The sequence below is a fragment of the Streptococcus devriesei DSM 19639 genome, assembly GCF_000423725.1.
GTDB classification, from domain to species: Bacteria; Bacillota; Bacilli; order Lactobacillales; family Streptococcaceae; genus Streptococcus; species Streptococcus devriesei.
Genome location: NZ_AUIN01000012.1, coordinates 186,794 through 200,980, shown reverse-complemented (window position 1 = coordinate 200,980; position 14,187 = coordinate 186,794). Strand labels below are relative to the sequence as shown.

7 protein-coding genes are annotated in these 14,187 nt (G+C 43.9%); all 7 read left to right on the top strand.

What is annotated here, in order from left to right; translation table 11 throughout:
* The first annotated feature begins 151 nt into the window (after nt 1-151).
* The 7 genes from G573_RS0102420 (at nt 152) to pgfM2 (ending at nt 13,972) form a co-directional block, all read left to right on the top strand.
* Nucleotides 152-2,059: an Ig-like domain-containing protein gene (locus tag G573_RS0102420; RefSeq protein WP_037586713.1), complete on the top strand. Its 1,908-nt coding sequence runs from the start codon at nt 152-154 to the stop codon at nt 2,057-2,059.
* Between the two features lie 126 nt (nt 2,060-2,185).
* Nucleotides 2,186-3,790: an LPXTG cell wall anchor domain-containing protein gene (locus tag G573_RS0102415; RefSeq protein ID WP_027975223.1), complete on the top strand. Its 1,605-nt coding sequence runs from the start codon at nt 2,186-2,188 to the stop codon at nt 3,788-3,790.
* 144 nt (nt 3,791-3,934) lie between these two features.
* A complete protein-coding gene (locus tag G573_RS0102410; RefSeq protein WP_027975222.1) occupies nt 3,935-5,803 on the top strand; it encodes a collagen binding domain-containing protein in 1,869 nt (622 codons plus the stop codon).
* Between the two features lie 253 nt (nt 5,804-6,056).
* Nucleotides 6,057-7,016 carry a glycosyltransferase PgfS gene (gene pgfS, locus G573_RS0102405; protein WP_027975221.1) on the top strand — a complete coding sequence of 320 codons (960 nt, stop codon included), beginning with the start codon at nt 6,057-6,059 and terminating at the stop codon, nt 7,014-7,016.
* The gene (gene pgfM1, locus G573_RS0102400) at nt 7,013-9,937 is read left to right on the top strand and encodes a glycosyltransferase PgfM1 (protein ID WP_027975220.1); all 2,925 of its coding nucleotides are present in this window, start codon (nt 7,013-7,015) and stop codon (nt 9,935-9,937) included. Before pgfS ends, pgfM1 begins: the two co-directional genes overlap by 4 nt.
* Nucleotides 9,938-9,971: 34 nt before the next feature.
* Entirely contained in the window at nt 9,972-10,988 is a 1,017-nt protein-coding gene (galE, locus tag G573_RS0102395) for a UDP-glucose 4-epimerase GalE (protein WP_027975219.1), read from the top strand.
* 170 nt (nt 10,989-11,158) lie between these two features.
* Nucleotides 11,159-13,972 carry a glycosyltransferase PgfM2 gene (gene pgfM2 / locus G573_RS0102385; RefSeq protein WP_027975218.1) on the top strand — a complete coding sequence of 938 codons (2,814 nt, stop codon included), beginning with the start codon at nt 11,159-11,161 and terminating at the stop codon, nt 13,970-13,972.
* Nucleotides 13,973-14,187 lie beyond the last annotated feature (215 nt).

Sequence of the window (14,187 nt, the reverse complement as noted above, 5' to 3'; positions counted from 1 at the left end):
AGAAAAATGAGAGGCTGAATGTTACAAAAGTATTACAAAAATCAATTTAAAGTTAAAGCTATTGACATAATGTTTTTTTTTTGTAAAGTTATAAAAAGTAATGCGCTTTTTAGAATTCTTAATTTTTAATTTAATGTGAAAGGGACTTATTATGAAAAAGAAAAAGCCTACTCAGATAATCGCTCTATTTTTCCTGTCTTTCGCCCTTGTTTTAGGTGTTTTTGCTGCCAAAAACATCAAAGCTCAGGCAGAAGCGCGGGATAATGTGATTACCTCGATAAGCATGACAGATGAAAAAGGCCAGCCTTTGGACGGCACTCTTGATAAGTGGGAAAACTTCCGCCTCAATGCTAAGTTCAGCCTGCCTAATAAGACTGTCAAACAAGGAGACACGACAACTATCAGCCTGCCGGAAAAGCTGCGGTTCAATCGCTCAGAAGAGTTTGAGATTAAAGACAAAGACGGCAATACTGTGGCTACGGCTAAACTTGATGCCGCAACTAAGACAGCTACGCTGACTTATACAGACTATGCCGAAACACACTCTGATGTCACAGGCAGTTTCTATTTCAATGTTCTTGTGGATCACACAGTGGTAACACAAAAAGAAACGGTTCCTGTCACTATTGAAGTTGAAGGCAAAGTCTTCAATGTCGGCAATGTTGACTTCACAGGTGTCGGAGAAGCCAAAACAAGTGATATGACCAAGTCCGGCTGGATAGACAGTCAAGGGGTTATCCATTATCAGATTCCGGTTAACCGTTCCGGTAAAAAATTCCCTGCTGCCGTTATTACGGATCTCTTAAAATCACAAGGGGTTACCTATGTTAAAGAGAGCTTTAAGATTCAAAAGGGAACTTGGGGCACTAAAGGCAGTGAATGGGAATTCCAAAATGGTACTGATGTCACCAATCAATTTACCGTTAATTTCCAAGGCGAGACCGGCTTTGCGATTAACTTAGGCGATATCGCTGAGACAGATGCCTATCTTATCACCTACGATGCCAAGGCGGATTATAAACTGAGTGACGGTGAAATTCTGAAAAATACGGCTTCGCTGACATCTAATGGTGAAAAGATAACAGATGTTACCTACGGGCAAACCTTCAGGGAATCCGGAGGAACTGCCGAAGGGTATGTTTACTCTATTAAGCTTCACAAGAAAAATAAAGACAATGATCCTTTGGCAGGTGCTGTCTTTGTTGTCACACGTGATGCCAACGGTCAGATCATTGGAGAATTCACCACGGATGCTGAAGGAAATATCACCGTCTCTGGTTTGCTGAAAGATGATTACACCATCACAGAAAAAACAGCTCCGGACGGTTATCAGCTCTCAGGTGAAAGCATCAAGATTTCAGAAGATGATTTCGGCAGTGACAAATCAGTAGCAAAAGATGTTGTCAATGAAAAGATTCCGGAAACAACAACAACCGAAACGACGACAACTGAAAGTACGACGACGACCGAAGAGCCGACCACAACGACAGAAGCACCAACAACGACTACCGAAGAGCCAACCACAACGACAGAAGCTCCAACGACTACGACTGAAGAGCCGACTACAACGACTGAAATAGATATCACAGATTCTACCAAAGTCGATTATCCAACTACAACAACGACAGCAGCTGAAACAACTACTGAAGAAGTCACTTCTACGACTGAAGGTGCAACCACTACAAGTGATGTTTCTGAGACAACCACACAGGGTGAGTCAACTACAGAGGTAGCTACAACAACCACTGAAGCACCGACGACAGAAGCACCAACAACGACTGAAAATCTGACGACGACAGAAACAGCAGCCACAACCACAGAAGTGCCGGCTGCTACAAGTCAAGCAACGACTACCACAGAGCCCGGCACCACTCAGGCGCCGGCCGCAACAACATCGTCAGCTGGAACAACTTCCCAAGCTCCGGGCGAAAAAGCGTCCGGCAAGCGAAAACACGGACTTCCAAGTACCGGATCAGAAAGCGGCTTTGCTTTATCGCTTTTGGGACTTGTGAGTGTTTCTGCAGCAGGAATAGTTTATTATCGTAAGCATCTTAGTTAAGTTTTAGTTCAAAAACTGGCCCTGCTCTTTTAGTCCTTTCGAGCCAGGGCCAGTCTTTTGTTAAAATAGAAATTAAATGTTACAATAAAGAAGTAACTGTTTTCAAGTAAAAGGAGACTAAGAAAAATGAAAAGATTTTTAAAATGTTTGCTGGCTATCACTGCTTTTTTGGGCATTCTTATAGCATTCAGCAAAGGGACAACGGCAGAGGCTAAAACAGTAGGTATTACTGTCACAAACTCAAGCCTGTCTCAAGAGAGTATCACAGGTTCAAACACGACAACAATGACGCTGGACTTCGCCGTTCCGGATGATGCAGCTGCAGGAGACACAACGACTATTTCGCTGCCGAACGAACTGGCTTTTAGCAGAAATCAAACATTCAATGTTACGGATGTAAATGGAGCGGTCGTTGCAACAGCGGTCGTTGATGCTGCGTCCAAAACCTTAACCATGACTTATAGTGACTATGTCAATGCACATGATGATGTAACAGGAACGCTGAATTTCCAAGTAAAAGCAGATACGACTGTTGTTAAGGGCGATACAAACATACCTGCAAAAGTTCAGATTGGAGGTACTGAGATTACAGTCGGCAGCGGAAACATCGGCTATGGTGTAGGTACCGGCGATGCAAACCTTGATTTCTATAAATACGGCTTCATTGATTACGACAAAAATGAAATCACCTATTATATCAATATCAATACCAGCAACGCATCTGCTTCAAATGTTGTTATTTCAGATACTTTGAACACGTCCGGTCTGTCTTATATTGATGGCAGTTTCTCTATCCGTACGGGAAACTGGTATAGAAATAACAACAATCAATGGGCTTTAGGCAGTTCATCAGATGTTACTGCTAACTACCCTGCTAATGTGTCCGGCAATTCATTCACTGTTAATCTGGGCAATATCACACAGGGCTTTACCATTTCCTATAAAGTCAAAATCGACCGTCCGCTTGTTAATGGTGAAAAAATCCTCAACAAAGCTACAGCGACATCAACTGAAAAAGGTACTGCTGCTGCCAACAATACGATTATTTACCAAACAGCCAGCGGTACGGCCAGCGGCTACAACTACAGCCTGACTATTGCTAAGAAAGACAAGGACGGCAATCCTTTGGCGGGTGCTGAATTTACAGTTACCCGCAAGTCAACAGGAGAAGTCGTTGGTACTCTTACAACCGATGCAACTGGTTCAGCAACCATCAGCGGACTTTTAAAAGATGAGTATATCTTTACTGAAACAAAAGCACCGGACGGCTACAAACTGGCAGATCCAGTCACAGCCAAGGCTGATAATTCGACTGTAACGATTGTTGACGAAAAAGAATCTCCAGCAACCACTACTACAGAAGAACCAACCACAACTGAGGCGACGACCACAACCAAGGCAACAACTACCGAGGAGCCAACAACAACCGAAGAGACGACCTCTACGACTGAGGAGCCATCGACCACCGAGGCAACGACTGAAGGCTCAAGTACGACTGAAAATGCAACCACTGAAGTATCGAATGCAACGACAGATGGTACGACAACAGCAAAAGATGAAAAGACCACCCAAGCAGCGGCAGCAACGACTTCAAGTCAGTCATCTGCTGGGAAAAAAGCTGTTAAGCATGGCCTTCCAAGTACAGGCTCAGAAAATAGTTTTGCTTTAATGATTCTGGGACTTGCTATTGTTTCAGGAGCAGGAGTGTTCTATTATCGCAAACAGCGCTAATATAGGCTAAATAACTCTTAAAGAAGACCGTAAAAGGTCTTCTTTTTATTATTTGTTTTTAATCGGAAATTTATTGTTGACAAAGAATTGAAAGACGGCTATAATGAATTTGTAACAATTTTGTTGCAAGAAAGGACTAAAAAAATGAAAAGAAAAGGTTTATTAAAACTATTAAAGTTTTTTGGAACCGTTGCCATCATTTTGCCAATGTTTTTCGTGGCTTTAACGAAAGCTCAGGCAAGTGATGTCAGCAGTAACATTTCATCGCTGACGGTATCGCCGACTCAGATTAATGACGGCGGCAAAACAACTGTTCGCTTTGAGTTTGATGAACATGCCCAAAACATTAAAGCAGGCGATACCATTACTGTTAACTGGGAAAATTCAGGAACAGTCAAAGGATCAGGTTACAGTAAAACCATTAAGCTGGAAGTTCAGGGCAAGTATGTCGGTGATTTGGTAGTAACGCCAGACAAAGCAGTCGTTACTTTCAATGACGGTATTACTGGTTTGCAAAACATCACCGGCTGGGGTGAATTTGAAATCGAAGGCCGAGATTTGACGGACACTACCGAAGGACATACCGGCAGCTTTAGAGTTACCAGCGGCGGCAAGACAGCTGAAGTTACTGTCGTAAAATCTGCTGCAGGAACTACTGGCGTTTTCTACTACAAGACTGGGGATATGCAGACAGACGACACGGATCATGTGCGCTGGTTCTTGAATATCAACAATGAAAAAGCTTATGTAGACAGCGACATTCGTATTGAAGATGACATTCAGTCTGGTCAAACCTTGGATTTAGACAGTTTTGAGATTACTGTAACTGACTATAACAATGAGGTCACATCTTATAGCGGTCAAGACGGTATTAATCAGCTTGCCCAAAGATATGGAGCAACCATTTCAGCTGATCCGGCCAGCGGCCATATCAGTGTTAATATTCCTCAAGGCTATGCTTCTTTGAATAGCTATAGCATCATGTACTTGACTAAAGTTGACAATCCTGATCAAAAGACATTTGAAAACAACAGTAAAGCTTGGTACAAGGAAAACGGTAAAGATGCTGTTGATGGTAAGGAATTTAACCATTCTGTAGCTAATGTTAATGCTGCCGGCGGTGTGGACGGAAAAACAACCACTACTACAGAAAAGCCAACCACAACAACGGAGAAACCAACAACCACTACAGAAAAACCGACCACGACGACGGAAAAACCAACTACAACAACGGAAAAACCGACCACGACGACGGAAAAACCGACAACGACGACGGAGAAACCAACCACAACAACGGAAGAGCCAACTACAACAACGGAAGAGCCAACGACTACAACTGAGGAACCTACTACAACAACAGAAGAGCCAACTACAACAACAGAGGCTCCAACAACGACAGAGGCTCCAACGACAACAGAGGCTCCAACGACAACAGAGGCTCCAACAACGACAGAGGCTCCAACGACAACGGAAGCTCCGACAACAACAGAAGCTCCAACGACAACGGAAGCTCCGACAACAACAGAAGCTCCAACAACAGAGGCTCCAACCACGACAGAAGTACCGACCACAGAAGGTCCTACAACTGAAGGGGAAACAACGACGGAAGCTCCAACCACAGAAGCTCCAACTACGACGGAAGCACCGACAACCGAAGCCCCAACGACAGAGGCTCCAACGACAACGGAAGCACCGACGACCGAAGAGCCAACGACAGAAGCTCCAACGACAACGGAAGCACCAACAACAACTGAGGTTCCGGCAACGACAGAAGTATCTTCAGAAACAACAAAAGCTGAAGAAACAACTACTAAAGCTAAGGACCCAGAAAAAACAACAACATCAGCTCCAGCAGGTACAACTTCAAACAAACCTAATAAGCCATCAGGCAAACAAGGTGCTGGTGCTAAGGGACTTCCAAGCACAGGCGAAGAAAGCGGCATTGTTTTGTCACTTCTCGGTCTTGCAGCTGTCTCAGTGACTGGTCTAGTTTACCGTAAATATCATAACTGATATTAATTGAAAACAGGATGAAAGAGGCAGGGACAACAGTCTTTGCCTCTTTGTGCTAGTTAAGAAAAACAGCTTAGACGGTATCTGATTGTTTTCTAAATAAAGATTTTCAGCCGAGAGGAAAATTTTTTCTGAGACGGTTGATTTGAGGATCAGGCTAAAAAGCCTCGAAAAGTCTTTTGAATTATGATAGAATACAATTGGTATTATGCTGTTTTTTGTTCAAAATAGTAATTAACTAGGAAGGGTTTGTATGAAATTATCAATCGTCGTTGCTTTTTACAATGAAGAAAAAATGATTGAAAAAACACATAGCGAAATTTCCAAACAGCTGCAGGAAATGCTTGGAAAAGCTGTTGATGACTATGAATTGGTTTATGTCAATGATGGCAGCAAGGATAAGACCTTAACATTGATGAGGGAAATTACTGCTCAGGAACCGCGTGTCAGATTTATCAGTTTCAGTCGGAATTTTGGACGTGAAAGTGCTATTTTATCTGGTTTAAGGTATGCAACTGGTGATGCTGTCATGCTTATGGATGGTGATTTGCAGCATCCGCCCGCACTGATTCCGGATTTTGTAGCGGCCTTTAAAGAGGGTTACGATGTGGTCAGCGGTCAGCGGGACCGTCAGGGAGAACCAAAACCAAGTACTTTTTTTGCCAGATTGTTTTACCGCCTTTCTAATCACCTGATGGATGTGCAGCTGACAGACGGTATTTCAGAATTTAAGCTTTTCAGCCGGAAGGCTGTTGATACTATTTTGTCCTTGCCGGAATACAACCGCTTTTCAAAAGGAATTTTTTCTTGGATCGGCTTTAAAGAAAAAGTCATTCCTTACAAAAATCATATCCGCGAAGCCGGTGAGAGCAAGTTTGGCTTCAGACGGTCTCTGAATTATGCCTTTCAAGGTATTATCTCTTTTAATGATAAACCTTTGCGTATTTGTATTCAGTTTGGCTTTGCCTGCATCGGCTTTGCCTTGCTGTATCTGTTAGCCATGTTTATCGCTTATTTTGTGAAACCGGAGATTTTAGTCAGCGGTTATTTCACTACCTTAGCAGCTATCATTCTTTTCAGCGGCGTTCAGCTGATTTCGATAGGTATTTTGGGCGAATACATTGGCAAGATTTACTATGAAGTGAAGCGGCGTCCGCATTACATTGTGGATGAGACTAATATTGAGAAAGCAAAAGAGGATTTAGTCGGATGAGTCACGCAACAAATAACGAAAAAAAGCAAAGACTGTCTTTCAAAGAAAATAAAAAGGCTCAAGTGCTCCTTCTCAGTGCGCTTCTTCCTATGCTGATTATGCTGGTTGTCTGGTTTTTCATGGGTGCTTTTCCTTTTGGCAGAAACACCCTGATGGCTGTTGACTTTGGTCAGCAGTATATCGGCTTGTATGGTTTCTTAAAGCACACTGTTTTGACGGGAGATTGGTCGGGACTTTTCTATTCTTTTTCTAAGTCTATCGGCGGAGCTATGATTGGGGTCTGGGGTTTTAATCTCATCAGTCCTTTTAACCTTTTGTATATTTTGCTGCCGCTGACCCAATTTAAATGGGCTGTCTTTCTGACGATTTGGCTGCGCTATGGAGCGATGGGGCTGAGTTTTGCCTATCTTTTGGTCAAACGCTACAAGGCCATGGATTATAATCTGTGGCTGCCGCCCCTTATGGCAACGGCTTATGCCCTGTCAGGCATGATCGTTTCTTATCAGATGAATCCGATCTTCTACGATGCCATGATTATGCTGCCCTTGCTGATCATATACTTGGAAAAAGTGATTGATGGCGGCAAGCCCTTCAAATACATTTTCCTTTTGGCTTTGACCATGCTGCTGCATTTTTATATGGGCTATATGATTTGTCTTTTCATTGCCCTGTATACCTGCTATTATGCTGCACCGCGTTTGGCCGAAAAAGGCGACTGGAAGGTGAAATTAGAGGCCTTCTTTGTGCCTGTCTGGCGTGTTGTCTATGCGTCTGTTTTGGGAATCGCAGCCGTCTTCTTTCTGCTTTATCCCATCTTTTTGAACCTTTTACGCAGTAAAGGGGCTTATGAAAGTCCGATGACTTTTAGCTTTGCCCTGCAGATCAATCCTTTGGATATTTTGTCAAAACTGATGATTGGTGGCTTTGATAACGAATCTTCCTGGGCTGCCGGTCCCAATCTGCCTAATATTTATGTAGGTGCTTTGGCTTTGGTCGGTTTCTTTCTCTATTTTGCACAGGCCAAGGCTCATAAGTTTCGTAAGATTGCTGCTGCTGTTATCAGCTTTATTTTCTTTATTTCGATTGTTAATGAATTTGCCAGCAAAATCTGGCACATGGGGCAAAACCCGGCTGGGTTCTTCTACCGTTTTTCATGGATTGTTTCCTTCTTTATGGTACTTCTGGCTTATCAGGCTATCCGAGAAGAGAAATATCTGGGCTGGAAGGGCTTGGTGGCAGGAGTTGTCATAAGTTTGGCTTCGGCTTACTATGTCATCAGCCACAGCTATACTTATATTGCAAAGAGCCAGCCTAAGGCTGTTACAGGCTTTGTCAGTCATCATAGTGTTTTGACGGTGCTTTTGATAGTGGCTGTCTTTGGCAGTTTGGCTGTTCTGTCTTGGAGACGTCTCAGCCGCTACAAAGAAGCCAGGCTGTGCGCCCTTGCAGCCAGCCTCCTTGCCATGGTTGCCTCCTTTTATCTGCTGAGCAAGGGATTCTTATTGTCCCAAGTTTCTTTGACGCTGATTAGCTGGCTTTTAATCTTGGTGTATTTTGCTCTGCGTCCAAAAAGCAAGCTTGTTTGGTGCGCTTTAGCGCTCATCACTGCGCTTGAATTGGGCTACAATGCTTATCTTTCACAGGTTACCATGTCCTATGCAGATGCTTATAAGTTTACAGACGTCACGAAGAATATGAAAGAGCTGGCCGATGTCATCAAAAAGAAAAACAAGGCAGGTTTTTACAGGGTGGGTTCAAGCTTCCTCTATGCAAAAAATGATCCCTTCCTTGTTTCTTATCCGGGTCTAAGCAGTTTTAGTTCTAACATGGAAAAATCAACCATCAATCTTTTCAATTCGATGGGAGATGTCGGGGGCAATGCGGCCACCTTTTATGCTAACGGAACGGCTTTGACAGATGCTCTTTATGGCGTTCGCTACTATATCGATCGTAAGGAATACACGGCAACAGACATGGAACAGCATCCAAACTGGCAGTTCTTTGACCGTAATTCCACGCGTACAGATCTTAGCGCTTACTACAAACCGATTTATGAAAATAAGCGTTTCACCATTTATGAAAATCCTAATGTTTTTTCGGCAGCCTTTGGAACCAACACGCTGACGCGAAATATTAAATTTGGGCTTAATAACCCTGTTTCTAATCAAAATATCATTTTGTCATCAATGTCCGGTGTTGAGAAGAAATATTTTGAATACGTTGGCATTCCTAAAATCGAACTGCTTAATATGCAGGAAGTCAATGAAAACGGCCAGCGGATTTTCAAACGCATTGATAAAAAGCAGCCCGGTACGGTTAGAATAATCTTTACGCCGCAGACCGACTACACCTATTACTTCCAAGCACCTTACAGCCTGCGCAAGTCTATGGGAAATATTTCCATCATGCTCAATAATCAGTGGTACCACTATACGCAAAGTTACGACCAAGTTCAGCTCTGGAATCTGACGGACAGAACACCGGGCAAGGAAATGGTCCTGCAGCTGCAGACCTCGCAGGATGACCAGCTTGATTTGACCAATATGGCTCTTGTCCGCGCTGATCAAAAGTCCATCAAGAAAGTTCTCAATGACCGCCTGAAGCAAAATATGACGGTCACCAAGTGGACAAACACCTTGGTTAAAGGTCATGTTACTATTACCGATAAGAGCAATGTCATGATGACAAGCATTCCTTACAATCCGGGCTGGACAGTGAAGGTAGATGGTAAAAAGGTAGAAACCAGTGAAGCTTGGGAGAGTCTTTTGTCCTTCCCGATTACAAGCGGAAAACATGACATTGAAATGTCCTTCCTGCCGCAGGGGCTGCTGACAGGGATTGTGGTTTCTGTGCTTTCTCTTGCCCTTATTGCTTTCCTAAAGTGGTATGATAACAGAACGGGAAACAATGAGCTATTTTAATACTAATTTATCTGGTTAGGAAAAAACGATGTTGATTAAAAAAATTTTGGTGACTGGGGGAGCTGGTTTTATCGGCTCTCACACCTGTGTTGAATTACTTAATCAAGGCTATGACCTTGTTGTTGTTGATAATTTGCTGCATTCAAATCCAAAGAGCCTGAAGGTTATTGAAGAGCTTACCGGTAAGTCTCTCCGTTTTTATCAGACGGATATCAGAGATGAGGAGCAGCTGGCTGCTATTTTTGAAGCCGAAAAAATTGATGCGGTCATTCATTTTGCCGGCCTTAAGGTGGTCAATGAATCAAGCAGTGTGCCTCTGGACTACTATGACAATAACGTCTCAGGAACAGTGACACTTTTGCAGGTGATGAAGGCCTTTGACTGCAAGAATCTGATTTTTTCATCATCAGCCAGTGTTTACGGCAACGATGCTCCGGTGCCGGTGCCTGAGGGTTCACCGCGCTCCAGTCTGACACCTTACGGCCGGACCAAGCTGATGATTGAAGATGTGCTGACGGATTTGGCCGCTTCAGATGAAGACTGGAATATTGTCATTCTGCGCTATTTCAACCCGGTCGGAGCCCATCCGTCAGGTAATTTGGGAGAAGATCCTAAGGGTAAACCTAATAATCTCATGCCTTATGTGACTCAGGTTGCACTGGGAAAATTAGAGAAAGTTCAGGTCTTTGGCGATCAATATGATACCAAGGACGGAACCGGCGTCCGTGACTATATCCATGTTGTTGATCTGGCTCGCGGCCATGTTGCAGCTATCCAGAAATTAAAACCTCAGTCGGGTCTTTCTGTCTACAATTTAGGAACCGGCAAAGGCTCCTCTGTCTTAGAAGTGATCTACCAAATGGAACAAGTTGTCGGCCACCCTATATCTCATGAGATTGTTGACAGACGTCCTGGTGATATTGCTGTGTCTTATGCCGACGTTACCAAGGCTAAAAAGGAGCTTAACTGGCAGGCAGAATACGACCTTAAACGTATGTGCGAAGATGCTTGGCGCTGGCAGACGAAGCATCCTAACGGCTTTGCAGAATAACAGCTAAAAGTTTTGTCAGCTTATCAGCTGCTTGCTCTTTAGATGTCTTTAAAGGAAGGGGCGTGGGGAACAACCCCATGCTCTTCTTTTTAAAGTCTGGGCAGCATTAACAAGGATTCTCAACTATGATACAATGAGACTCATGAGTGAAAAATAAAAATGGAGATACGATGGTAGCAAGAGAAGAAAAAGATAAAAAGGCGGTTAAAGGGGATGAGCTCTCTCAGGAGGCTCCGCAGCAGCTATCAGCAACCTTCAGCCGCTCCCGGCGCAGCAGCTCTGGTCAGCAAAAAGAGCTTAAGCGGCATGAAGAGGATAAGGAGAAGGCGGAGAAGTCCCCGCTTAAAGATACGCTGAGCTTTTTGGCGGCTTTTAGTCTGCCGATGGTGGTGATGACAGCTGTTTTTGCTGTGATGAAGCTGTATCCTTTTGGTTCAAAGACAATCATGAGCGGTGATTATACACTGCAGTACATTCCGCTTTACCGCGCCTTGGGGCATGCCTTTAGACACCTTGATATTGGAGCTCTCTTTTGGTCTTGGCATAAGGGGATGGGTGGTGTGATGCCGCCTGTCTGGGGCTTTAACAGCCTCAGTCCCTTTAGTTTAGCGGTGGGTTTAAGCCCGGCTAAATCCCTTAATTTATCTGTTTTTCTGGTAACTGTGCTGCGGCAGGGATTTGCGGGACTTAGTTTTTACTATTTCCTTCACAAGCGCTATGAAGCCAGCCGCAACAGGCTGCTTTCGGTCTGTGTAGCGGCGGTTTATGGCTTGAGCGGTTTTTTGGTTGTGCATCAGGTTAATCCTAACTTTTTGGATAACCTCATCTTACTGCCGCTGTTAATCATTGGTGTGGAAAAGATTCTGGATGGCAAGGTCAGCCTTAAGTATTCTTTGGTTCTGGCTGCTATGTTTGTGGTTCAGTTCTACACGGCTTATATGGCAGCGCTCTTTGTTGTATTTTACAGCTTTTATTACCTCTTGGCTAAGAAAGCTGCCTTTATTTTCAAGATCAAGCAGCTGTTTCGGCTTTTCCTCTATTCCCTTGTGGGAGTTGGTTTGAGTGCTGTCTGGCTGCTGCCGGTCTTTTACGGGCTGCTGGATACCAAAGTAGCAGGAGGCCAGCAATATCCTTGGGTCTTTACCTTTCTCTACAATCCGCTCAAACTTTTAATCAAGTTTGTTCCGGGTGCTGCCAGCGGAGAAGAATGGGGAGATTTCAATACGCTGCCGAATTTCTATATCGGTGTCCTTGGCTTTATCGGCCTCTTTAATTTCTTTTGGACGAAGACGATTGACCTGCGAAAGAAAATCAGCAGTTTTGTCTTACTGGCACTTTTACTTGTCGCCTTTTCCAATGCGGCTGTAATTCGTTTCTGGCACATGGGGCAGATGCCGGTTGGCTTTTATTATCGCAATGCCTGGCTGCTCAGCTTCGTGTTCCTGATTTTTACCTACCAAGCTTTTCAAAGGGTGCGTTCTTGGAGCCGCCTGCAGCTGTCACTTACCCTTGTTTTAGTTGTTTTAGCCAATGTCTATGTTTATTTTGCCGTGCAGGAAAAATCTTATCCGCTGGTCACTGTTTGGCAGCAAATCGCCATGCTGGTACTTGCGGTGCTGATTGTGCTGCTCTTTTCATGGCGTCCTGCTAAGAGCTGGCAGCTTTGCCTGCTGCTGCTTTTAAGCATGGTTGACATGGGTATTAATGCTAAGTTTACGATCGAAAGAAATCTATGGCACAGTCCCAGTTCGGTTTTGGCTGCGGAAAGCAAACAGGAAGCTTTCTATCACAAGCTAAAACTGCCCAAATCAACTTTAGCGCGCATGGAAAAAAGCAGTGCCAATACCTGGAATGATTCGCTGACCTATGATTATTACGGCATCAATCATTTTACCTCCAGTGTTGAATACAAGAATCTGGAATTTTTAGGAAACCTGGGGCTCCCTTCGTCAACAGCTATTGCGATGTATGCGGGCGGCACACCGCTGACAGATGCGCTGTTTAATCTGCGTTATTTTGTGGATAACGGCATCTGGAGCTATTCGGCAAGAAAAGATTTGAGCAAGTACTATCAGCCCATTCAAACGTTAAAAAATGCAAGACTGTTAGAAAATAAAACCGTGTTTGGCTTAGGATTTTCAGGTGATGCAGCCATGCTGAGAACCAAATTAGATGATAAAGACGTTGCGGCTAATCAAAATAAGATTTATCACGGTCTTTCGGACAATGTGGAAAACCTTTTAGAACCTCAGAAGATGGATATGATACTTGACAATGTCACCTTAATCAATGGTGAAAACGGTCAGCAAATTTACAGACGCAGCTCATCTGACCGTCCGGGAATTATCCGTTTCAAGTGGACCCCGGCAGACAGTAATGCCTATTACCTGAATTCGGCAAGAATCAGCTCAGACAATCTTTCTCATATCAAATTGTCTATAAACGGGCAGGCCTATACAGCCTTTGACCGTTATCGCCATCCTCAGCTGTGGAATTTAGCAGCAGACAGCAAGGGTCAGGAGCAGACTTTTGAAATCCAGCTGACGGATAATAATCCGCTTGATATTGCTGATTTACAGCTTTATCGCTTTAATGACGACAGTTTCCGGACTTTTGTACAGCAAAAGAAACTGGCTAAGTGGAATCCGAAGAAGGTAACGTCAAGATCGCTTTCCGGCAAAATCACACAGCCTGCCGGCAAAGATTATTTACTGACGTCCATTCCTTATAATTCCGGCTGGCGCGTGAAAGTTGATGGTAAACGCGTCAAAAGTCAAGAAGTTTGGAATGCCATGCTGGCCTTTAAATTACCTGCCGGCAAGCACCGCATCGACCTCTACTATGTTCCGCAAGGATTAATCTTAGGCGGACTTGTAACCCTGTTCTCAGCTGTTTTATCCATCAGTATCCTGCAAAAAAGCCGCCGTCAAAAGAAACTGGCAGAAGAAGAGGACTTCGACTTCGATGAAGACGATTTTGACTGAGCCGTTTGATCTTGGCAGCATCTGTACAGCACGGACAGGCTTAGAGCTTTTTGAGCCGTTGTTGCTTTGAGCAATTCCACAGTCTGATAAAAAAAGCTCAAACAGTTTGTACCAAGCTCTTGGAAAATAATCAAAAGCCTATCACATAGTCATCAAGGATGACCGAGCGATAGGCTTTTAAGGTTAATTTTTTATGTGCAGCTTTGGTGATATTC

Coding starts and splice junctions, on each gene's coding strand:
- G573_RS0102420 (WP_037586713.1), top strand. CDS start 152: ATGAAAAAGAAAAAGCCTACTCAGATAATCGCTCTATTTTTCCTGTCT.
- G573_RS0102415 (WP_027975223.1), top strand. CDS start 2,186: ATGAAAAGATTTTTAAAATGTTTGCTGGCTATCACTGCTTTTTTGGGC.
- G573_RS0102410 (WP_027975222.1), top strand. CDS start 3,935: ATGAAAAGAAAAGGTTTATTAAAACTATTAAAGTTTTTTGGAACCGTT.
- pgfS (WP_027975221.1), top strand. CDS start 6,057: ATGAAATTATCAATCGTCGTTGCTTTTTACAATGAAGAAAAAATGATT.
- pgfM1 (WP_027975220.1), top strand. CDS start 7,013: ATGAGTCACGCAACAAATAACGAAAAAAAGCAAAGACTGTCTTTCAAA.
- pgfM2 (WP_027975218.1), top strand. CDS start 11,159: ATGGTAGCAAGAGAAGAAAAAGATAAAAAGGCGGTTAAAGGGGATGAG.